This is a genomic window from Pseudanabaena sp. PCC 6802 (assembly GCF_000332175.1).
Taxonomy (GTDB): Bacteria; Cyanobacteriota; Cyanobacteriia; order Pseudanabaenales; family Pseudanabaenaceae; genus PCC-6802.
Genome location: NZ_KB235914.1, coordinates 2387149 through 2407702, shown reverse-complemented (window position 1 = coordinate 2407702; position 20554 = coordinate 2387149). Strand labels below are relative to the sequence as shown.

Here is a 20554-nt window from a genome sequence, read left to right as displayed (position 1 = left end):
TTTAAACGGGGAGAGAAGATGAAAGTCGGAAGTATCGTTCGTCAAACAGGTTTGCTATGAATCTCTCTGAAATCTTTATCCGTCGACCGATTATGACTGTCCTGGTGATGATGGGCGTGCTAATTTTGGGCCTAGGAAGCTATCGCATGCTGCCGGTTAGCGATCTACCTAACGTAGATTTTCCGAGCATTCAGGTGACGGCAAATTTACCAGGTGCCAGTCCAGAAACCATGGCGGCCTCGGTGGCAACGCCTTTGGAACAGCAGTTTTCGAGTATTGCTGGCATTACTTCCATGAACTCGACGAGCAATCTTGGCAGTACGCAAATTACGCTGCAATTTGACCTCAGTCGCAGTATTGACGGAGCTGCCCAGGACGTGCAGTCAGCGATTTCCGCAGCTACGCGGAAACTTCCCACCACCATGCCCGCGCCGCCTTCCTATCGCAAAGTCAATCCCGCCGATCAGCCAATTCTCTATCTGTCGCTGAATTCGTCGGTGCTGCCCCTATCTGAAGTAAATAAATATGCGGAAACTCAATTGGCTCAGCGCATCTCCACAATCGATGGAGTGGCACAGGTTAATGTTTTTGGCGCGCAAAAGTATGCGGTGCGAGCGCTAATCGATCCGCAATCCCTCAGTGCTAAAGGGATTGGCATTGATGAAGTTGCGGATGCGATCGCCAAGGGCAATTCGAATTTACCGACAGGAAACCTATTTGGCAAACAACAGAACGTCACGATTTCTACGAACGGACAACTGAATAATGCTGCTGATTACAGTAGCCTGATTGTCGCCTATCGCAATGGTTCGCCCGTACAGCTAGGGGAACTGGGACAAGTCATTGATAGCGTCGAGAATGATAAGTTGGCCAGTTGGTTTAACGGCAATCGGGCGATCGTGTTGGCAGTGCAAAAGCAACCCGGCACGAATACCGTCGAGACCGTAGAACGAATTCGCAAAATCCTACCCGCATTCCGCAAGCAAATTCCGGCGGCGGTGAATATGGAAGTACTTTTCGATCGCTCCCAACCGATTAAGGAATCCATTGATGATGTGCAACTTACTCTGTTATTGACCATTTTCCTGGTCGTACTGGTGATTTTCCTATTTTTGCGCAATCTCTCCGCTACGATCATCCCCAGTCTGGCGGTACCGCTTTCCTTGATTGCGACTTTTGGCATCATGCTGCTACTGGGCTATTCCTTGGATAATCTTTCCTTGATGGCGCTCACTCTCTCCGTTGGCTTCGTCGTCGATGATGCCGTCGTCATGCTAGAGAATATCGTGCGTTATATGGAAATGGGGGAGAGACCTTTTCGGGCTGCCCTCAAAGCCTCGCAGGAAATTGGCTTTACTATTCTCTCAATGACGATTTCTCTGGTTGCAGTTTTTATCCCCATTCTGTTTATGGGCGGTATTTTAGGCAGACTGTTTAAGGAATTTGCCGTCACGATTAGCGTTGCCATTCTCTGCTCGGGGGCGATCGCGATTAGCCTGACGCCGATGTTATGCTCGCGGTTTCTGCGAGTAGAAGCAAAAGATCGAGAAGAAGCATATCAATTAGTACCCGTAACCGCAGGTGAAGTTGGGCAGGAACATATAAATGCCACAAATTCCAGCGATCCTGTTCGGGATTCAGAAGGGAATGAAGTTCTACCCCCACCGCCAAAATCTTCGCCATCCTTTTTAGCTCGTTTATACAATTTCTCGGAGAGTCTCTTCAATGGCATGCAAAATGGCTATGCTTGGAGTTTGAAAAAGGCTTTTAAGCACCATCGCATCACCTCTACTCTCTCTGCTGCAATTTTAGTGGGAACGATTGTTTTATTCGTAGTCGTTCCCAAAGGTTTTATTCCTAACACGGACATCGGTTATCTTACCGTCACAACCCAAGCGGCTCCAGATATATCCTTTGAGTCTATGGTGAAACACCAACAGGCAATTGTCGATATGATCCGCAAGGATGAGAACGTTGCTGCTACTAATTCTACTGTTGGTGCGGGTGGGCTGAATTCTTCAGCTAATGCGGGACGAGTCTTTATCAGTCTTAAGCCCCGGAACCAGCGATCGCTCAGTGCGGATGAGATCGTCCAGGAACTGCGTCCGAAATTGAGTCGCGTACCAGGCGTGAAAGTCTTCCTGCAAAATCCGCCTGCGATTAATATTGGCGGACAGCAAACTAAGGCGCAGTATCAGTACACTTTGCAAAGTACTAGCTTCGAAGAACTGCAAAAATACGCTCCCGCATTGGAAGCGGAATTGCGAAAATTGCCAGAACTGCAAGATGTCAATACCGATCTGCAAATTAATAATCCCCAAGTTTACATTCAGATCAATCGCGAGCAAGCAGCCAGTTTCGGATTGACCGCTACGCAAATTGAGACAGCTTTGGGTTATGCCTACGGGACGAGACAGGTTTCTACGATCTACGCCCCTGATAGTCAATACCAAGTGATCTTGGGTGTGGAGACAGCCTATCAACAGGATCGAAGCGGATTGGATTTGCTCTCGGTGCGATCGTCTAACGGACAATTAGTGCCTTTAAATGCCGTTGCCGCGATCGCCCGCAGTGTCGGCCCCCTGACGGTGACGCATTCGGGCCAACTCTCCTCAGTTACGCTTTCGTTTAATTTAAAACCTGGCATTTCGCTTGGCGATGTCACGGGTAAGATTGCCGAAGTTGCCCGTCAAACCTTACCGGATAATATCAGTACGGGTTTTCAAGGATCGGCACAGGCATTTCAAGATTCTTTACAGGGTCTGGGCTTGCTGCTGCTAGCTGCCATATTCATCATCTATATCGTGCTGGGCATTCTTTACGAAGATTTCATTCATCCCCTCACTATTCTTTCTAGCTTACCTTCAGCGGGATTTGGAGCTTTGTTAACTCTCTTGATATTTCATGTCGATCTAAATATTTATTCCTTTATCGGCATCATTCTCTTGATCGGCATCGTGAAAAAGAATGGAATTATGATGATTGACTTTGCGATCGCGGCTCGAAATGATGGGAAAAGTCCAGTAGATGCAATTTACGAGGCTTGCCTGGTGCGCTTTCGTCCGATCATGATGACCACGATGGCAGCTTTGATGGGGACTTTGCCAATTGCGCTCGGTTTGGGAGCGGGGGCTGACGCTCGCCGCCCTCTAGGATTAGTGGTTGTAGGAGGATTGCTGTTCTCGCAATTCCTTACCCTCTATCTCACGCCAGTGTTTTATACAAACATGGAATCTTTGAAGCGCAGGTTCAACAAACGAAGAGTGGCTGTTGCAGACTGATTCTTAATTGAAAAAATATGCTGCTCTCATCCTCCTCTCATTTACTGGAAGCAGCTAGGGGCTATAATCGGCAAACAGGCTGGACTGGTTGCAAAGATCGTCTAGCAAGAGCGCGAACAAGCAGGCAAAATAAACCAATAACCTGATTTTTTATGCTGGCGAGTAAGATTGACATAGAAGGTTTTCACTGTTAGGTAAACTATGACCGTTGCAAACATAAAACCGATAACTCTAGAGGAATTTCTGGAACTACCAGAGACCAAACCCGCTTCAGAATTTATCCAAGGACAAATTAACCAAAAGCCTATGCCCCAAGGAGAACACAGTCTACTGCAAGGTGCGCTTTGCCAAAATATCAACCAAGTTACTCAACCAACACAGATAGCGTTAGCCTTTCCTGAACTGCGTTGTGTTTTTGGTGGTGCGGCGATCGTGCCTGATGTGTCCGTCTTCCGTTGGGAACGCATCCCCCGTAAGCCGTCTGGTCGAATTGCTAATCGGTTTGAAATTCATCCCGATTGGGCAATTGAAATTCTCTCGCCCGATCAGAAATATAAAAAGGTCTTGGCAAACTTGCTGCACTGTGCAGAGCAAGGTACCGAGCTAGGCTGGTTGCTCGATCCAGAAGACGAAAGCATTTTAGTTGTATTTAGCGATCGCCGCGTTAAAGAATATAAAGATAACGATTCCCTTCCCATTCTCAAAGACATCCCATTGGAATTAACTGCTCGACAAATCTTTAATTGGTTGAGTTTGTAAATTCAAATCAATTTAGCTTCTCGCAGAATTACTATTATGGGAACTATACCAGTTTTGAAAGCACGATCTAAAAGTAGCAAAAGTCAGACGATACGCATTTTAAGCTTCATTACATCTTGCATGTTTGTCTTTCTGGCGATCGCAGGATTCCCATCAGCTTGGGGACAATCGAGCGCTCCCGACGACGATAGTTTGACCAGTCAGTTGCTTCCGAAAGTGCAAACTAATAGCATGGTATACGCTCCCGTTAGACTCGATGGCAGTATTCTATTCGCGGTAGCAGCGGAAGTATCGACAGGACAGGGCATGGCACCAGGTAGCATTACTCCGGTTGAGAGTCGTGCTAAAGCAATAGAAAAGGATCTCTACCGGATTATCGATCGCGGTTTCGATGCATCAACGCTGAAAGTAGTTGCTAAGACTGAAAGCAAGCAGGCTACAATTCTGCTATCCGATGGCAAACAATATAACGATCTGCCTTTGCTGGTGCTGACAGAGATGGATGCCCGCATCGGGGGCTTCACCCTGCCAGAATCAGCCAGCTATGTGGCGCGGGTAATCCAACGAGGTCTGATTCGCGCTCAACAGGAACGCCAAACTGCTTACCTGTGGCAGCAGGGACAAATTTCAGCAGGTATTCTCATAGCTGCGATCTGTATGAGTGCAATTCTGATATTCTTGCAGAAACAGTTGATGGTGAGGTGGCGATCACTCAAGCAAAAACAAAGACAGCAAGAAGAACATCTAGCAGCAATGGCAGCGGCTCTAGATACCGATGATGAAGATTTTACCCAGCAACAGTCACAATGTTGCTCCATGATGTCGCAGCAGATGTCTTACGAGCGCTTGCTCAATAGCTACGATCTGCGTCGGCATTTACTACAATTAGGACATGTCGTAGTTTGGTTATGCGGTATAGGATGGATTGTGGGATTATTTCCCTATACCCGATGGCTGCAAGTATATGTGATTCAGCAGCCAATTGTACTGGGCGTTATCCTGGGTACTACTTTAGCAATTAAATATAGTGGAGTGATCGTCGATCGCTTCTTAGCAAAATGGGCGAGTCGCGAATCTCTCACACCCGAAGCCGTACAGCGTTGGATGTTACGCACCAGTAGTTTTTCACCTATTCTCAAGGGCATTATTGGAGTGCATTTAGCAGGTTTAGCACTTCTGTTCGCGCTCGCAAGTTTAAATATTCCATTAGCTCCAATCCTGGCTGGTGCTGGAATTTTAGGATTTGCGATTTCCCTTGGTGCCCAAACATTAGTAAAAGACCTGATTAGCGGCGCGTTAATTTTGATTGAAGATCAGTATGCGATCGGCGATTTTGCCATTTTAAATGATAAATTTGGTCGAGTTGAGAAGATGAATCTCCGCATTACTACGCTCCGCAACCGCCAGGGGAACGTGATTATTATCCCTAATAGCGAAATTAGAGTTGTTAATAATCTTTCTAAAGATTGGGCAAGAATCAAACTGTTAATCTACATCGACTACGATACGGATATCGATTATGCCATAGAAATTATTCAGCAAGTCGCAAGTGAAATGAAGTCCGATCTCTTTTGGGGGCCGCAGATTGTCGAAGTCGAAGTCAGAGGCGTAGAAGAGATCGATGCTGGAGGCTTTACGATTGGATTGCGGTTTGAAACCTTACCTGGAGTGTATCGCAAAGTAATCCGCGAATATCGCCGCCGCATGAAACCCGCCTTCGATCGCGCTGGCATCAAACTAGGCTCGCATCTATCTTCTGTCGTAAACAAATACGAACCTGCACCCACAGAATTAACTAATAACTCAACAACTATTGCACAGCTAGGTCGCGAGGAACAGGATGGTGTTACATTGTAAGCAAACAGATTAGATTTGCTATACTAGCTGTATCAGGAAGCTAAATTTTTAGACTATGCCATTACTGAGTCCACCTCTTACAAAAGACGATTTCATCAACTCTGACTGGCAGGATGTAGTAAATAGTAGCGATAGGAAGATTTGCCGTAGCTACCATAGTATTTTTTGGCAAAAAGCCCTGCAAGCAAAAGAATCAGGAAGAACGAGAGAACAGAACGTTTTTGAGATTTTAGCCTATCTAACTAGTGTTGATATTAAACCGGAGACTACAGAAGAGTTTTTCGCCAACCAATTTCAGAACCTGACAGATGAACATCTAGATTTCTTGGCTGGTATAGCAGTTGATGTATCGGATTCGGAACTTCAGGCAAGAATTGCAGATGTTCTCTGGGCTAAACGGCGTGATTATAGGATGGCGCAGCTAGCTGTAACTGCTTACCTAAAGTCTGCAACGCAACTAGCAGATCCTGAGAAGTGGACGCATTGTTTTGATAGGATTGAAAGATCGCTTCGTTTAGCACGTCGGATCAAATATCAGACTGAGGAAGTTGCCACATATATCGAGGATCTTCTTAATCATTTGAACGGAGAGGATCCATCATGGTTATCTGCTAAACTGATGCAGCTTTTGCAGAGGTGTCAGCTTGGCGATTCAGTAAAATGTATCCCTCTAGCTGAGAAAGCTGCTACCTTGGCGGAATCAACCCATGATTGGCGTAGAGCAAGAACTTTATGGGAGATTAAAGCAGTATGGCATCGCACAGAAAGAGATAATTTTAAAGAGCGTGAAGCCTCAATGCTAGCTGCTGAAACCTATGTTCAGGAAGCTCAAGATTTTCTCCAGAAAACACCACCAAGTTACCTAGCTGCTTCGCATTTTATGCAGCAAGCAGTTGAGGCATTTAGAAGCATTCGAGGCACTAGAGAAGAAACTATCGACGCAAAATCTAGATCCGAAGAAGTTCACAGGTTGCTACTTCAATATCAAGAAGAATCTCGCAATGAGCTAATTGCTAGTTCTCAAGAGATTGACATTAGTGAAATGATAGAGCAGGCTAGAGCTTACGTCAAAGGAAAAGATTTTCAGGATGCCCTTTTTGCTTTATCTTTACTAGGCTCCCCTTCTAATGTCTCTCAACTACGGCAACAAGTACAGGAACATGCTCGTGAGTTTATTGCATCCCACATTGCCCCTAAGGTGATAATGAATGAGAAAGGTAAAGTGACAGCTCGGCAACCTGGCTCATTCCTTTCCGACGATCCTAATGAAGTAGAAGCAGTAACCCGCTTTGAGATGAATCAAAATGCGATCTATTATCAGACGCTTCATGCTCAAGCATATGTTGAATCTGCAATATATCAAATCAACTTAGAGCACAGCGTCAGAATTAATGACTTACTACCAATTGTTTCGCACAACCCTTTTATACCAACAGGGCGAGAGTATCTTTTTGCAAAAGGTCTATATGCAGGATTGGATGGAGATTTCCTGACATCTACCCACATTCTTATTCCTCAGATCGAAAACTCGATTCGTTATTTACTGTGGCAAAAAGGGGTGATAACTTCTGGACTCGATGATAGTGGTATTCAAAACGAACACAATCTAAACTCTACACTTTACCGACCAGAATTAGCTTCTATTTTTAATGAAGACACGCTATTCGATCTACAGTGCCTATTGGTTGAGCATTCTGGTAGCAACCTAAGAAACCGTATGGCTCACGGTTTGATAAATGATGGTGAATTTTCACATCCGATTATGGTCTATCTGTGGTGGCTTACCCTCCGTCTCTGCTGCTTACCAATCTTGCATTATCAACAAAGTCTTCAGAAATCCGATCCTTGGGTTAAGTTCGCTGGCATGTTCAAAGACGATCCGCTCTTTGATGAGTTTGTAGAAGACATGGCTAGTTATCGACGCGAGCTAGATTCTGGGTTAGCCGAGCATGAGGTTTCCTCAATGGAGAATCAGTCAGCGTGAGTCAATATATCCTCGATACCGATCATGTAACTCTTTTTCAGCATAGTCATCCTAAAATTTCAGAACGAACTAGGGAAATCGGCAATTCCAAAATATTTATTACAACTGTTACACTGGAGGAACAGTTGCGAGGGAGGTTGGCTGGGATTAGCAGATCTGCTACAAATCCTGAGCGGCTAGCAGTCGCCTATCAAAACCTTAAGAGGACTCTTCTGTATTTTTGTAGCGTTAATTTGCTGGATTTCGACAATAAAGCATCTGCATGTTACCAGGATCTGCTCCAACAAAAGGTTCGTATAGGTACGCAAGACTTGAGAATTGCAGCGATCGCTTTAGCTAATCAAACAATCCTTGTTACGCGCAACTCTAAAGACTTTGTTAAAGTTCCCAATTTATGTCTTGAAGACTGGACTGTTTAGTCAACTTAGCCATCATGAGTTATGTCCTTTTATAGCGCATGTCAAATAACTCTTAAGCTTTGTTTACAAACAGCTTCTTTCTCAGGTTGCGGATTAATATTTTTGCTGTAGAGTAGATGCAAAGCTTTACAATCTACTGATGGATGCTGTTGCTGCTTTATGACGTTTCAGATCGAACGAGTAATCCTACAGCACCATAAATTGCCTCTGCGTCAACCACTGAAAACAGCATTTGGCTCGATTTGCGATCGCACCTGTATAGTTATCCAGATTTGCGATACCGAAGGTAGGATGGGATGGGGAGAAGCATCGCCTTTACCAGGTTTTGGCATGGAGTCGCTCGTAGAAACCCAAGCCGTTCTCGATAATTTACAGACTGGGCTAGTGGGAATGGAGTTTGCGAGTTTGCACGAGATCGCTGTGTTTCTAACCGAATTCAGCCAATCTCCAGCCGCAAAGCATGGGGTTGAGTTAGCCCTGTGCAATCTACTCGCGATCGCCCAAGCAAAATCGCTTTCACAGTTAATAAACCCTCAAAGCCGCAATCGGTTGCCAGTTAATGCCTTAATCGGTGCTGTGTCGCCCGCGATCGCTGTCAATTTAGCACAGTCGTTTGAGACAAAAGGCTACTCATGCATTAAGGTCAAGATCGGTACCGATCTAGCAGATCGAGATTGGCAAAGAGTAGCCGCGATCCGAGATGCTATTTCGCCGCACGTTCAAATTCGTCTGGATGCCAATCAAGCCTGGTCGGTGGATGAAGCGATCGCCCAAATCCGTCGCTATGAACCCCTGGGCATTGAGTATGTCGAGCAACCTGTCGCAGCCCAGGATCTTGAAGGCATGGCAAAAGTTAAGCGTTCGGTGGGAATAGCGATCGCTGCTGACGAAGCAATTACCTGTATCGACGATCTGCGCGAGGTAATTGCTTGCAAGGCTGCCGATATCGCAATTCTGAAACCGATGGCAATGGGTGGAATTTTGACGGCTCGACAAGCTGCTGACGTTGCTTTCGCCGCTGGGTTAGATGTGGTAATTACCACTACGATTGATGGAGCGATCGCGCGTTTGGGGGCGTTACATCTTGCAGCTTCTATTCCCCAAATAACTCGTGCCTGCGGTTTAGCAACGGGGGAATTGCTAGCTAACGATCTGGTACCCGCATGTCCTATGCCAGAGCGAGGAGCGATCGCCGTGCCGGCATAAATCAGAAGCTCGCCTATGCTTTCTCAGAATTATAGCCGTAGACAGATCTGTTAGGACAGGGGGTGTGGGGGGGCAGCCCCCACGCAGGGGTTCCACCCCTGCACCCCGTCCTAAGCCTATTGGCTATAACTATAGCGGTTGTCAGATGAAAACGAGAAGGGGGTTTGGGGGCGTTGCCCCCAAGAAGGGGTGGAACCCCTTCACCCCATAAACTAACCCCTTTCTCAATTGCAAAATGCTATATACATGGAAAAGGAAGATTCATAAGCATGGTGCATTTCCCAAAATCTATCTGTGAAGTGGGAAAAGTTGCATTTATAGTTTTCAGACTATTTTTACAGTGAGCGATCTACCGGATTTCGCATGAATTAAGGAGTTGCGATCGCCCACAAAAAAAGCGGCGACACCAGAGGCTCGACGCTTAAATAATGTTGGAGTGTAAATGTACATACAGGATAGAAATCTAGAAATCAGCTACAAGACCACAAAGACAATATGGTGGGGTAAGGAGGAGGCAAACTAGGGGAAATGAATGCCTACTGAATCTGATGCCTCTGTAACCAATAACGCCAATCTATAAATTCCTGATGTGCTTCAGAATAGATCCAAATAGTGAAAAACTAGAGAAGGTTTTGCCTCATTTAGATTTTTCTCGCACAATAGGCTGAGGAAGGAGCGCATAGAACACGGCAGTGGCTCTAGGGGGAAACCCCCAAGACTGCCCTGCCTCCACTGCGTGGGGGCGCAGCCTCCACACCCTCTGTAATAACCGATCTGTCTGCGGCTATCATAGTAAAGGTGCAAAAAACTTGTCGATGAAAATTTTGCGCTATTCCTTAAGTTCGAGCACGAATTCGCAATGGCTATCATCCACAAGTTACACCCCGAATCACCGCAATCGCGCAGTATCGAGCAGATCGCGTCTGCACTGCGAGATGGGGCTGTCATGCTTTACCCCACAGATACTGTCTATGCCATTGGTTGCGACCTCAACTCCAAATCCGCCGTGCAACGCGTACGACAGATCAAGCAGCTTTCAAACAACAAGCCGCTTACTTTCCTGTGCTCTTCCCTATCCAATATCGCCCACTACGCTCTGGTAAGTAACAGTGCCTATCGCATCATGAAAAGCTTAGTACCGGGGCCATATACGTTTATCCTCCCCACTACTAAGCTAGTGCCGCGTCTGGTGATGGATCCCAAACGCAAAACCACTGGGATTCGCGTCCCCGATCATGTAGTTTCCCAAACGTTAATTCAAGCTTTAGGCAACCCAATTATTTCTACATCGGCAAATCTCAGCGATCGCGATGACAATGATAATGGGTGGAATAGCAACGGGCGAAATGGCGTAGCGATCAAACGCGGTAAATCGGTGCAAGCTTGCGATCTCCCGCAAGCAGAATTATTCGATCGCTTCGACAAGCTGGTCGATATTATTATCGACGATGGCTCGGAGCCTCACTATGAAGTATCTACGATTGTCGATCTAACTACAGACGAACCCGAGATCGTGCGGCAAGGATTGGGCAGTGTAGAATTTATGACCGTTTAAGCGTAGGGGCAGTGCCTTCTACCCTGAACCGATTGCGATTGTTGTGGCGATATTTGGTATTACACCTCATTCAGCAGCCAAAAGCCTGCGAATTCCTCATCTTCAGGATTCTTCTGGACGGCCATAAAATGAATGCCCCCTGCTCGCTGTTTGGCAACTTCAAAGCTTTCCCCCTCAGCGATCGCCTTCCCATCCTTAGGAGCCTGTAAAGTGGTCAAAATCCAACTGGCATCAGCGCTGGCTTCGAGTAATAACTGGACGCGATCGCGATTGGGTACAAATTTCAGAAATACCGGATCGACACCGGACATCCAGGCTGCCAGCGGTAGTGCGCGGCTGGAGATAATGATGATGCCAGGAATAACTAAATTTGGGGCGAGGGAGTCCGTCTTGAATAGTTCGCCAAAATCCATCGACCACTCCGACGCACTGGCAAAATCGGCAGCAGTCAAGGATACCAATAGCCAGCGATCGCCCATGAGGGCATTGGGAATTGGTTCCGGCTTGACCGGCTGCAAGTTTTGCAATGGTAGGGGGTGCGGATCGGCTGCCTGAAACCCTGTCTCCTGTGGGTAAACTGTTTGCATTCGCTCCTGCAACCAGTTCAGCATTGCGAACATGCGGCGAGAAGCCAGCGATGTCAGACCCACTTGCCGACAGCCCCGCGTAATAATGTTGCTCATGCTGGGTCGGAAAAACCGTACTTTCTGCGGAGTTTCTCCAGCGGCTGCCATTGCTGCCTCTAGTTCTTTCGCCAACCAACTAGAATTAACCTCGTTGCCAGGACATTGCTTGACCCACTCAAAAGCTCGATCGCGATCGCAAATCAGCAATTCCCATATTTTTTTGTTGTTGTCGTCCAGGACGGGGCGAGAATAAAAATCTAGCTCCCAAACAGCAGCGGGTCGTTTCATAGTTAGCTTTTAGCGGTCAGCTATTAGCTTATCAGCAGTTAGGGCTAGTAATTGAGCTTAGGAATAGGAACCGCGATAAATGCGATCGGCCTGTTCGACGGGAAGCCAGCCGCTCAGATGGGCGCGATCTATTTCAATCTGGTGGATTTGCTGTTGCAGGGGTTTCTCTAGGGAACTGCTATGGGGAGGAGTATTGCGTAGATCGCAGGCGGGTATGTCGGTGAGAATGGGTTTGAATTCATCAAGATCGGGATCGTAGGAAAACACTTCACCGGTTTCGATCTCGTAGATCCAGCCGTAGAGGTTGATCTGCTTCTGGTGCATCTTGGAACGAATGACGGGATAGGTGCGCAGGTTATCTAACTGGTTCAAAACATTTTCGGCCACAGCCATAGCAATTAAATCTTCGCCTTCCAGTTCGCTGTAGTTTTCCTTCAGCACGCGGCGAGTAGCCTCCGAATGCTTGAGCCATTCGTAGACCAGAGGCATTTCGTCTTCAAGGCTTTGTAGTTTTAGCAACCCCTTCATGGCACCGCAGTGGGAGTGACCGCAAACAACTACTTGCTGAATTCCGAGGGCGTGGATGGCGTATTCGACAGCGGCACCTTCGCCACCATTGGTGGCACCAAAGGGAGGAATGATATTCCCAGCATTGCGAATGACAAATAGTTCGCCTAGATCGGTTTGGGTGAGCAGGTTGGGATCGATGCGCGAGTCGGAGCAGGTAATGAATAGGACTCGAGGTTTTTGCCCGTGTGACAGTTCTTCAAATAGATCCTGATGGCTGCAATAGTAACTCTTCTTGAAATTACGCAGTCCTTTGATCAGTTTCTTCATACAGCTTCACCCTGAACTCTACCGACTCTTTATTGTCTCACTAAATATAGCGGTTTTCACTTGAGAACGGGTTTTATTGATGGGGTGGGTTCCACACGGCAGTGGCTCTAGCGGGGAACCCCCAAGACCGCCCTGCCTCCCCTTCTTGGGGGCAACGCCCCCAAACCCCCTGCTCACCACCGATCTGAAAACCGCTATAGTGCGATCGCACTGCGATCGCAAACCCATCCCGCACTTCCTTTCCTCTACCCCTGCCAGCAATTCCAAAGCCACAGTCAGATATGGAAGGCTTTTACAGCGATCGGGATGAGATAAAACTCCGCGATAGAGCGAATTTAGCTTTGGACTCTATGGGCAACGATGGATATATGGCATGGAATTATGGGCTGATTGGGTGCAAAATCTGATTGCCCTCAAGCCCCATAAACGGCTTTATCTTCAGCGGGGTTTTGCCTGCCCTAAACCATGTCTAGTCCCGGAGCATATTGCTTCACCAATAGCAAGCAGTTGCGATCGCGATCGCGCGTATAGCTTAGTTTGTCTGCGATTTGTTTGAGCAAGTACAACCCCCTACCGCCAGTTGCAGTTTCATCGACCTCATTGGGTAAAATTGAAACTTCATACTCCAGATCGAACTGAGGGCCGTAGTCCCAAATTCTGATCTCGATACTATTTGATAATAAAACTGCCTCCAGATTAATTGGAGTTTCTTGAGGACAATCCTTGTGGGCATGGCGCACGGCATTGGTAAACGCTTCGGCTAGAGCAGTTTGACATTTAAGCCAATCTGTTTTTGGCATTGAGTCTTGACGCAACTGATTAAACCAACTCAGGACTTCTGACAGCGCGTTGAGATCCGTTTTAACTTGTAGTTGAATTTTCTTTGCAACAGGCATAATTGCTCAAGACTGTACTCGGAACCAAGACGGTTATATACCATGGCATATAGTAGTTAGCAGTTAGGGACTTGCATGAAAATAAGATACCCGCGCTGTGTTACGGCTAATGCCTAACACATCCTACGGTTGGGACATTATTTAACTGCAATTCCCTTAGCTTTTAAAAGGGGCATGCAAGCACTTCAGTAAGTCAATAATACTCACTTACTCACAGACTGCTGCAATATTTCACAGAAATATAATAACCTGCGAAGTCAATCGTTTGCAGATATTGGGTGCTTGAAGGTAGTGCTAAATATTATCTATAAGAATGCTAAAAACCCAAATCAGCCTTGGCAACTTCAGCAACGCGCAAAACTTCAGTGGTGGAGATTTCTTCCCAGGAAACTTCGCCAATTTCACGGTAGAAAGTTTCGTCATAGGGGCGCGTCTGCACGACTACAGGCATAGGTACGGCATGTCCCAATACCAATGCCTGTTGTTTTGAGTCTAGTTTTGCCAGTACCGATCGCAGGTTGCCGCTACCAGCTACACCGGTAAAGATCGCTTCAATATCCTTCTCATCGTTCAGCAATGCCGTAATGCGGGTGCCAATCTGGGACATAACTTCGTTATCAATACCAGACGGACGCTGATCGACAACCAGTAAGGTGACGAAATATTTACGCATCTCGCGGGCGATCGTGCCAAAAATAGTTTGCTTCGCTGTCATTGGCGCAAGGAAGCGATGCGCTTCTTCGATCGTAATCATTAGCTGTTGGGGGCGATCGCAGACATTTTTAGTTTGCAGAAAGCGCTCGGCTTTGCGGACGTAAACCTGGTGAATGCGGCGCGTAATCACATTTGTTGCCAGCATATAAGCCAACAAATTCGACTGCGAGCCAAACTCAATCACGACATGTTTTTTGGCATCAATAGCATCGAGAATCTTTTTAATGTAGTTTTCGTGACAACTATTACGAATATATTTGATGTCGTCGAGGCGGGTGAGCTTGCGCTGCAAGGCCATAATTGATGACTTACTCCCCATCTTTTGTTCGCAAAATTCCTGGATCTCGGTATTCGACATGGTCAACAGCCGCGTAATCCAGGTTTTACCGAATTCATTGCGCAGAATGATCGCATTTTCGAGACTAGCTTCGGAAAGGTTTAGCTCGTCTTTGATCAGCATTAGATCTTCCACTTCGATCTGGTCGTAACTGATATAGAGTTCCTGCGCGTCGCGAACGCCCCGACGCAATGTGGAATCCGGATCGAGGGTATAGATTTGCACTTGCCCGGGAAATAATTGCCGCAATCCCTTGACCGTGCTGAAAGCCTTGCCCTCCATCGCAGCTTCCCAGCCATATTCGGAATGCATATCAAAGATAAGGTTGACCGCAGCCTGCTTGCGAATTACGCCCGACAAAAGTAGGCGCGTTAAGAAGGACTTGCCAGTTCCAGACTTCCCAAACACGCCGTTACTGCGTTCGACAAAGCGGTCTAAATCTAGACAAATTGGCACGGGCATATCTATAGGCTGCCCGATCGCAAAGTTTCGTTTGTGCGGATCGTCTTCCCACCCGAATACAATGCGAAAATCTCGCTCTATGGCATCGAATACTTGACTGAAGTGGCTGGGTACGGTTTTGACGGGCAACAAATTGAACGTACTCGCATCTTCAGAGCTGAGGCGATTCCCTGCGGGATGCGTACCGCTGCTGTATTCTCCCGATTTTTTGCGCTTGCCCTTCTTACTGGTTAAATTACTCCCCAGGATATCCAGAGGATCGGAAGGAATAAACATCAGCATTGGCGTAAGGTTTATCGTGCCGAACGTTCCCGTTCCTGATAGCACTTCCGTTAGGAAAGTATTGCTAGGTTGAGGGGGATTCATCAAAATGCGAGGACTAGAAGTGCCGAGCGTCACGTCAGTAAGCATGCAAAAGAAGCGAGCGCGGCGACCCTGCACTACTAAGAATTTTCCCACCCGCATATCTTCTACCGAGACATCAGCATTGAGCCTCACTTCTAAACCTTGGCTCAAAGATCCCTGCACGACAACGCCTAAAGGTAGTAAAGAACTCATGGGCAACGGGGGTAGTTGGATAGTCTATCGAACCGCAGATGCTTGCATCTGCTCTACTTTAGCAGGTATTGCGAAATTGTGATTATTCCTACCAGAGATTCTGTTCTACTACCAGCGATCTAGAGCCGCAACGGGGCTGCGACTCTCTTCTCCTCTGAAGGGTTAGGGGTGAGTAGGGGTGAGGATTCCAAGATCTTCAGCTTCAGACAAGTTCCTAATTAGGATCGTCCTTTAAATAAGATGTAATTTCCCGAGGTAGGGGCAAGTTTGGATGAGGTTTAATCAGTTCTTGCCAATAGACTTTGGCAAAACCTGCCCCCCTACAGAGATTTTGGCGTTATTAAATTCATATTCCTTCGCAACCGAAATCCACGGAACCGTATCAATTTCTACTGAATGTATTGGCGAAATATCGTATTTTCCTCATACGGATACAGGATAGTCTATGCGTTTAGAGCAGTTGCAGGCTTTTATGGCAGTTGCTGAAACGGGTAACTTTCAGCAGGCAGCCCAGAAATGTGGAGTTACCCAATCTACGATCAGCAGACAAGTGCAGGCCCTAGAAGCCGATCTTGGCGTGCAGTTGCTGCACCGTCACGCTCAGGCCAAGCTGACCGTAGCGGGCGATCGCTTTATTGGTAGAGCGCGCCGTATTTGTCAGGAATGGCAATCGGCAACCCAGGAAATCTCCGATCTGTTGGCAGGCAAGCAACCTGAGTTGTGTATTGCGGCTATCCCCTCTGTGTGTGCCTACCGGTTGCCCAGGGTGCTGCAACGCTTTTGCCAGGATTTTAGCCAGGTACAGGTGCGAGCTACAACTTTAGGTAGCGATCGCGCCATTAAAGTCCTCAAAGATGGATTGATCGACCTGGCGATCGTTATGAACAATCGCTTCCTGACAGCCAGTCCTGAAACGATCGTGGATCTGCTATATGAGGAGACAATCCAGGTGCTGATGTCTGCCGAGCATCCCCTCGCTAGATATACAGCCGTGCCCTGGACGGATCTAGCCATGTATCCCCAGGTAGTGTTTAAAGACGGATATGGCATCCAGAGGCTAGTCCAGGATCAGTTTAGAGTGCAAGGTTTAAAGCTCAACTCAGCGCTGGAGCTAAATTCTCTAGATGCCTTTCGCGGTGTGGTAAGACAAGGAAATCTAGTAGCACTCTTGCCGCAAACTGCCCTCCAAGAAGCCTCCACAGATCCTATGCTGGCAGTGCGTCCGTTAGTCGCGCCACAACTAACCCGCCAGGTGGCATTGGTAACGACCAGCGATCGCCTGCAAGTTCCCCCCATTAGGCATTTCCGCAAATTAGTTTGCGAATTAATCCCGCCACAGGTTTCAGAGAAGAAGGAATTGGGGGTTGGGTGATGAGAGATGCCGCAGGAGTTTAGCATTTGTCATGAATTCTTTGGTTTGAGGCAAAGACGATCGAACAAATGCTAAACCCTTCCCGAGGATTGATGGTTGGGTGATGGGTAATGGGGATTGGGTGATGGGGCTGGAATGTATTAAACTGGCTGACTATGAGTAATGCTTTTAGAACCCTGCTGCGCAAAATAGGGAGCGGTACACACACTGGTAAAAATTTAACGCGCGAGGAGGCGCGGGATGCCACCTGCATGATTTTGACGCAGGAGGCCACGCCCGCCCAAATTGGAGCATTTATGATCGCTCATCGCATTAAGCGCCCCACTTCAGAAGAGATGGCGGGCATGTTGGATGCCTACGATCGCTTAGGGCCGCAACTGGAGCCGATTGATTTCGACCTACCTGTGGCAATTTTAGGGTCGCCCTATGATGGGCGATCGCGCACGGCACCAATTAGTCCGCTTACGGCTTTAATTCTGGCTGCGTCTAACTGTCCCACGATTATGCACGGTGGCGATCGGATGCCTACCAAAGAGGGGGTACCGCTGATCGATATTTGGCAAGCTTTGGGCGTGCAATGGTCGCAGTTGTCTTTAACAAAGGTTCGCAATGTGTTAGCGGAAACTAGCCTGGGATTTATCTATTTACCAAAGCATTTTCCCCTAGCCCACGATATTGTGACCTATCGCGATCAGATCGGTAAGCGTCCCCCTTTTGCTACCCTAGAGTTGATGTGGTCGCCCTATCAAGGGAAATCTCACTCCGTCTGCGGCTTCGTACATCCACCTACCGAAATTGTGATGCGAGAAGCTTTTGCCATGCGTGGTGTGGAGCTATTTACAACTGTGAAAGGCTCGGAAGGGAGTTGCGATCTGCCACGCGGTCGCGTCGCAATCGTAGGATTTGGTTGCGATCGCGCGATCTTTGCGGCGCGAGACTACGGCTTTACTTCCAATGAAGTCCCGCTATCACCTACAGAGCAACTGGTGACGGATATCATGGCGGTGTTGGAGGGTAAGCCAACTGAGTTAAGCAACTCTGCCATTTGGAATGGCGGTTTTTATCTGTATCGGTTTGGTTTATGTGCCGACATCAAGGAGGGCATCGCGATCGCGACCGAGTTACTAAATAACGGTAAAGTTTTGCAAAAGCTCCAGCAGATTCAACGTGCTGTTTCCCTGCAAGCTGATATGGTAATTACGTAATTATAGCTATAGCCAATAGTCTCAGGACGGGGTGCAGGGGTTCCACCCCTGCATGGGGCGCAGCCCCCCCACTCTGTAATAACCGATCTGTTTACGGCTATAGATATTAGAGCTTAAGTTAAAAAACACGTGGAAAAGCCTGATAATCCTTGGAATTACAAGCCCTGGTGGTGCCAACCTTGGTCGATTCTCTTGACTGGTGTCGCGATTATCTTGGGTAGCTGGTTATTGTTTGAGACAATCTGGATCTCAATTCTAGTAGCGCTCCCCATACTGGCGTGGATGGGATTTTTCCTATTGCTGTGGCCACAACTGGTCTCTCTGGAAGCACTTAAGGAACACGAGTAATATAGCAATCCGAAATGATATGCTAGTCCGATAGTTTGAGCGATCGCTTCACGGCAAACCATGCTTCCCGCAGTTTCCAAAATTTAGAAGTTTTTATCGCTTCAATCTCATTTTGCAGCCTGTGTAACTCTTGATTTATTTGGATTTCCTCGCGCGCAAATCGCTCTTCCATGAGTATTTTTTGCTGGAATAACGATTCTGCCAACTGGACGTATGGCTGCCGATCCCACTCCTTAGTGGGGATGGTTGCTTGCAGTTTTCTAAAAATTACCGCCCGAGGATTAATATCCTGCACTAGCTCCCACTCCGGTTCTGAAAGTAGGTACTCCTTCAGAACCATACCCGTCCACAACTGCGTATCATCTACTATGAGGATGCCATCTTTCTTGAGGTGTGATGTGGCATAAAACCAATCAATAAATGGAATTGGAAACCCATGACAGCCATCAATCAAAACTAAATCTAAAGGGAGAGTATTTAGCTGTGGTAACACATGTTCGGAACTATGGCACTGAAAATCAATCCGATCGGTCGAAATCTGGCGATCGGCACAATACTGTCGAATGCGATCGAATTGTCCTTGTCCGGGTGCAATACAGGTATGTTCGCTACCCTCGATCGCAAACAGAATCGTACTGATTCCCGCTCCGGTTTCTAGGGTTCTGGAGTCCTTTGTGACATGACGATCGATGAAGTCAAGCACTTCCTCACAGGCTTGATAGGAAACCAGGTTACCCATGCGGTCTTTGTGCAGCTTTGGCGGAGAGGCTAACAAAGCTTGTAGTTCTGGCGATCGCTCCATGGCAGGGCGATCGCTCGCGAGCTGTTCGTTATTTGTCATGGACATAACTACACCTGCATCTGAATTGACATCTTCAGTAGACGTAAGCGTAGCGCATTGTATCCCTGATGGCAACTTTGCCGTTTTGGGTTGCGTTTTGCTTTGCGTTGTGATTTGCTGCAATCGCAATACAGAAGCGAGAATCGATTCCTCTATCCCTTGGAAAGGCAAAGAGTTGGGTAGATCGGCTGCTCGATCTAGCTCCTCCAGTAGAGACGTGCATTCCGGTGCTACCTGCGACACCAACTTCACTAAGGGATGCTCCCAATCGAGGCTACCAAAAAGTTTCTCGTCATAGATATCTGCGATCGCATGCTCCGAATTCTGGGAGTCGAGCGGGTTGCTAGCATTTAACGCCAGAGAAAATCTATTTTGCACCAACTTGACTAATCGAGATGGATCTTTCAAGAAGCCATTCACGCTGACTAAAAGGCAAGCATCGCGATGTCGAGTGTAAAAGTCGAGGAGTTGCTGATTGTAAAATCGCCATGTTCGGATGGCATAGTCGGGATGCTCCTGGAAAATTGGTTCGTTCAGCCGCAGAATTGAATCTGCCACATCCCACGGGAATCGATAGACAAGAAGATAACGGGCTTGGGGAAGCAGATCGTGCCAAAAATCGAGCATGAGGCTAGTGCGCGGATCTTTCCAACCCCAAAGGGTTTGACTATTGGCTCTAGTGGCAATCAACGCTTGGGCAGCCTGCGTATAATTAGCAAAATTTTCCTTATTTAACTGTTCGCTTTCTGTCCAGCCCCAGTCTGGCCAGCCCGGCTCGTTGGGATTGCAGGAAGCTTGCAAAACTTGTCGCTGAAACTCCAGAAAATCGACATCCTCAAAGTAACCTTTTTGGTTGGCTCGATCTGCTGCGTAGAGGCGATCGCCCACGTTAACTCCCAGAGTTTGCAAAAAGGAAGCCGTGAGCGAGGTGCCAGAACGATGCATCCCAGTAATAATTAGCGGCGACAATCCATGCATTGTCTGGCTTGCGGAAAAATTCGGCATTATG

Annotated in this window: 17 protein-coding genes and 1 pseudogene; 12 read left to right on the top strand and 6 right to left on the bottom strand. The window is 47.4% G+C overall.

Features of this window, described 5'->3' with window-relative positions; genetic code table 11:
• The first annotated feature begins 56 nt into the window (after positions 1-56).
• The 6 genes from PSE6802_RS0116590 to menC all read left to right on the top strand — a co-directional run bounded on the left by PSE6802_RS0116590 (position 57) and on the right by menC (position 9506).
• On the top strand, positions 57-3281 hold the full coding sequence (locus tag PSE6802_RS0116590) for an efflux RND transporter permease subunit (protein ID WP_019501167.1): 3225 nt from the start codon (positions 57-59) through the stop codon (positions 3279-3281).
• A gap of 201 nt (positions 3282-3482) precedes the next feature.
• Positions 3483-4040, top strand: coding sequence for a Uma2 family endonuclease (locus tag PSE6802_RS0116585; protein ID WP_019501166.1), 558 nt, complete (start codon positions 3483-3485; stop codon positions 4038-4040).
• Between the two features lie 36 nt (positions 4041-4076).
• On the top strand, positions 4077-5897 hold the full coding sequence (locus tag PSE6802_RS29315) for a mechanosensitive ion channel family protein (protein ID WP_051050584.1): 1821 nt from the start codon (positions 4077-4079) through the stop codon (positions 5895-5897).
• Between the two features lie 55 nt (positions 5898-5952).
• The gene (locus PSE6802_RS0116575; RefSeq protein WP_019501164.1) at positions 5953-7881 is read left to right on the top strand and encodes a DUF4209 domain-containing protein; all 1929 of its coding nucleotides are present in this window, start codon (positions 5953-5955) and stop codon (positions 7879-7881) included.
• A complete protein-coding gene (locus tag PSE6802_RS0116570; protein WP_019501163.1) occupies positions 7878-8300 on the top strand; it encodes a type II toxin-antitoxin system VapC family toxin in 423 nt (140 codons plus the stop codon). The genes PSE6802_RS0116575 and PSE6802_RS0116570 overlap by 4 nt, the downstream gene beginning before the upstream one ends.
• Before the next feature lie 159 nt (positions 8301-8459).
• Positions 8460-9506 (top strand): o-succinylbenzoate synthase, encoded by a 1047-nt coding sequence (menC, locus tag PSE6802_RS29310; RefSeq protein ID WP_019501162.1) that lies wholly within the window; start codon positions 8460-8462, stop codon positions 9504-9506.
• Between the two features lie 324 nt (positions 9507-9830).
• Here the strand turns inward: menC and PSE6802_RS35395 are convergent, their stop codons facing one another.
• Positions 9831-9956, bottom strand: a complete 126-nt coding sequence (locus PSE6802_RS35395; protein ID WP_263970365.1) for a hypothetical protein — start codon at positions 9954-9956, stop codon at positions 9831-9833.
• A 409-nt stretch (positions 9957-10365) separates the two neighbouring features.
• Here PSE6802_RS35395 and PSE6802_RS0116560 point away from each other — a divergent pair, with 409 nt between their 5' ends.
• Positions 10366-11061 carry an L-threonylcarbamoyladenylate synthase gene (locus tag PSE6802_RS0116560; RefSeq protein ID WP_019501161.1) on the top strand — a complete coding sequence of 232 codons (696 nt, stop codon included), beginning with the start codon at positions 10366-10368 and terminating at the stop codon, positions 11059-11061.
• 59 nt (positions 11062-11120) lie between these two features.
• On the opposite strand, the gene PSE6802_RS0116555 is transcribed toward PSE6802_RS0116560, so the two are convergent.
• Positions 11121-11975 (bottom strand): Tab2/Atab2 family RNA-binding protein, encoded by an 855-nt coding sequence (locus PSE6802_RS0116555; RefSeq protein ID WP_019501160.1) that lies wholly within the window; start codon positions 11973-11975, stop codon positions 11121-11123.
• 57 nt (positions 11976-12032) lie between these two features.
• The gene (locus PSE6802_RS0116550; RefSeq protein WP_019501159.1) at positions 12033-12812 is read right to left on the bottom strand and encodes a carbonic anhydrase; all 780 of its coding nucleotides are present in this window, start codon (positions 12810-12812) and stop codon (positions 12033-12035) included.
• Between the two features lie 79 nt (positions 12813-12891).
• On the opposite strand from PSE6802_RS0116550, the gene PSE6802_RS33565 reads away from it, so the two are divergent.
• Positions 12892-13122, top strand: coding sequence for a hypothetical protein (locus PSE6802_RS33565; RefSeq protein WP_156815561.1), 231 nt, complete (start codon positions 12892-12894; stop codon positions 13120-13122).
• Positions 13123-13263, top strand: a pseudogene (locus PSE6802_RS33560) (IS4 family transposase); the annotation flags it as partial.
• A 7-nt stretch (positions 13264-13270) separates the two neighbouring features.
• Here the strand turns inward: PSE6802_RS33560 and PSE6802_RS0116540 are convergent.
• Both PSE6802_RS0116540 and PSE6802_RS0116535 read right to left on the bottom strand, forming a co-directional pair.
• The gene (locus tag PSE6802_RS0116540) at positions 13271-13708 is read right to left on the bottom strand and encodes an ATP-binding protein (protein WP_019501157.1); all 438 of its coding nucleotides are present in this window, start codon (positions 13706-13708) and stop codon (positions 13271-13273) included.
• Between the two features lie 316 nt (positions 13709-14024).
• Complete coding sequence (locus PSE6802_RS0116535) at positions 14025-15779, bottom strand: helicase HerA domain-containing protein (protein ID WP_019501156.1); 1755 nt, start codon at positions 15777-15779, stop codon at positions 14025-14027.
• A 445-nt stretch (positions 15780-16224) separates the two neighbouring features.
• On the opposite strand from PSE6802_RS0116535, the gene PSE6802_RS0116530 reads away from it, so the two are divergent.
• The 3 genes from PSE6802_RS0116530 to PSE6802_RS0116520 all read left to right on the top strand — a co-directional run bounded on the left by PSE6802_RS0116530 (position 16225) and on the right by PSE6802_RS0116520 (position 18704).
• Complete coding sequence (locus tag PSE6802_RS0116530) at positions 16225-17151, top strand: LysR family transcriptional regulator (RefSeq protein ID WP_019501155.1); 927 nt, start codon at positions 16225-16227, stop codon at positions 17149-17151.
• A gap of 155 nt (positions 17152-17306) precedes the next feature.
• Positions 17307-18356: an anthranilate phosphoribosyltransferase family protein gene (locus PSE6802_RS0116525; protein ID WP_019501154.1), complete on the top strand. Its 1050-nt coding sequence runs from the start codon at positions 17307-17309 to the stop codon at positions 18354-18356.
• A gap of 129 nt (positions 18357-18485) precedes the next feature.
• Complete coding sequence (locus PSE6802_RS0116520) at positions 18486-18704, top strand: DUF6737 family protein (protein ID WP_019501153.1); 219 nt, start codon at positions 18486-18488, stop codon at positions 18702-18704.
• 22 nt (positions 18705-18726) lie between these two features.
• Here PSE6802_RS0116520 and PSE6802_RS31210 read toward each other — a convergent pair whose 3' ends face one another.
• Positions 18727-20550, bottom strand: a complete 1824-nt coding sequence (locus tag PSE6802_RS31210) for a sulfotransferase (protein WP_019501152.1) — start codon at positions 20548-20550, stop codon at positions 18727-18729.
• Positions 20551-20554 lie beyond the last annotated feature (4 nt).

Bases quoted from the DNA above. Each gene is read 5' to 3' on its own strand.
- PSE6802_RS0116590 (WP_019501167.1), top strand. From the start codon at position 57: ATGAATCTCTCTGAAATCTTTATCCGTCGACCGATTATGACTGTCCTG.
- PSE6802_RS0116585 (WP_019501166.1), top strand. From the start codon at position 3,483: ATGACCGTTGCAAACATAAAACCGATAACTCTAGAGGAATTTCTGGAA.
- PSE6802_RS29315 (WP_051050584.1), top strand. From the start codon at position 4,077: ATGGGAACTATACCAGTTTTGAAAGCACGATCTAAAAGTAGCAAAAGT.
- PSE6802_RS0116575 (WP_019501164.1), top strand. From the start codon at position 5,953: ATGCCATTACTGAGTCCACCTCTTACAAAAGACGATTTCATCAACTCT.
- menC (WP_019501162.1), top strand. From the start codon at position 8,460: ATGACGTTTCAGATCGAACGAGTAATCCTACAGCACCATAAATTGCCT.
- PSE6802_RS35395 (WP_263970365.1), bottom strand. From the start codon at position 9,956: ATGTACATTTACACTCCAACATTATTTAAGCGTCGAGCCTCTGGTGTC.
- PSE6802_RS0116560 (WP_019501161.1), top strand. From the start codon at position 10,366: ATGGCTATCATCCACAAGTTACACCCCGAATCACCGCAATCGCGCAGT.
- PSE6802_RS0116555 (WP_019501160.1), bottom strand. From the start codon at position 11,975: ATGAAACGACCCGCTGCTGTTTGGGAGCTAGATTTTTATTCTCGCCCC.
- PSE6802_RS0116550 (WP_019501159.1), bottom strand. From the start codon at position 12,812: ATGAAGAAACTGATCAAAGGACTGCGTAATTTCAAGAAGAGTTACTAT.
- PSE6802_RS33565 (WP_156815561.1), top strand. From the start codon at position 12,892: ATGGGGTGGGTTCCACACGGCAGTGGCTCTAGCGGGGAACCCCCAAGA.
- PSE6802_RS0116540 (WP_019501157.1), bottom strand. From the start codon at position 13,708: ATGCCTGTTGCAAAGAAAATTCAACTACAAGTTAAAACGGATCTCAAC.
- PSE6802_RS0116535 (WP_019501156.1), bottom strand. From the start codon at position 15,779: ATGAGTTCTTTACTACCTTTAGGCGTTGTCGTGCAGGGATCTTTGAGC.
- PSE6802_RS0116530 (WP_019501155.1), top strand. From the start codon at position 16,225: ATGCGTTTAGAGCAGTTGCAGGCTTTTATGGCAGTTGCTGAAACGGGT.
- PSE6802_RS0116525 (WP_019501154.1), top strand. From the start codon at position 17,307: ATGAGTAATGCTTTTAGAACCCTGCTGCGCAAAATAGGGAGCGGTACA.
- PSE6802_RS31210 (WP_019501152.1), bottom strand. From the start codon at position 20,550: ATGCCGAATTTTTCCGCAAGCCAGACAATGCATGGATTGTCGCCGCTA.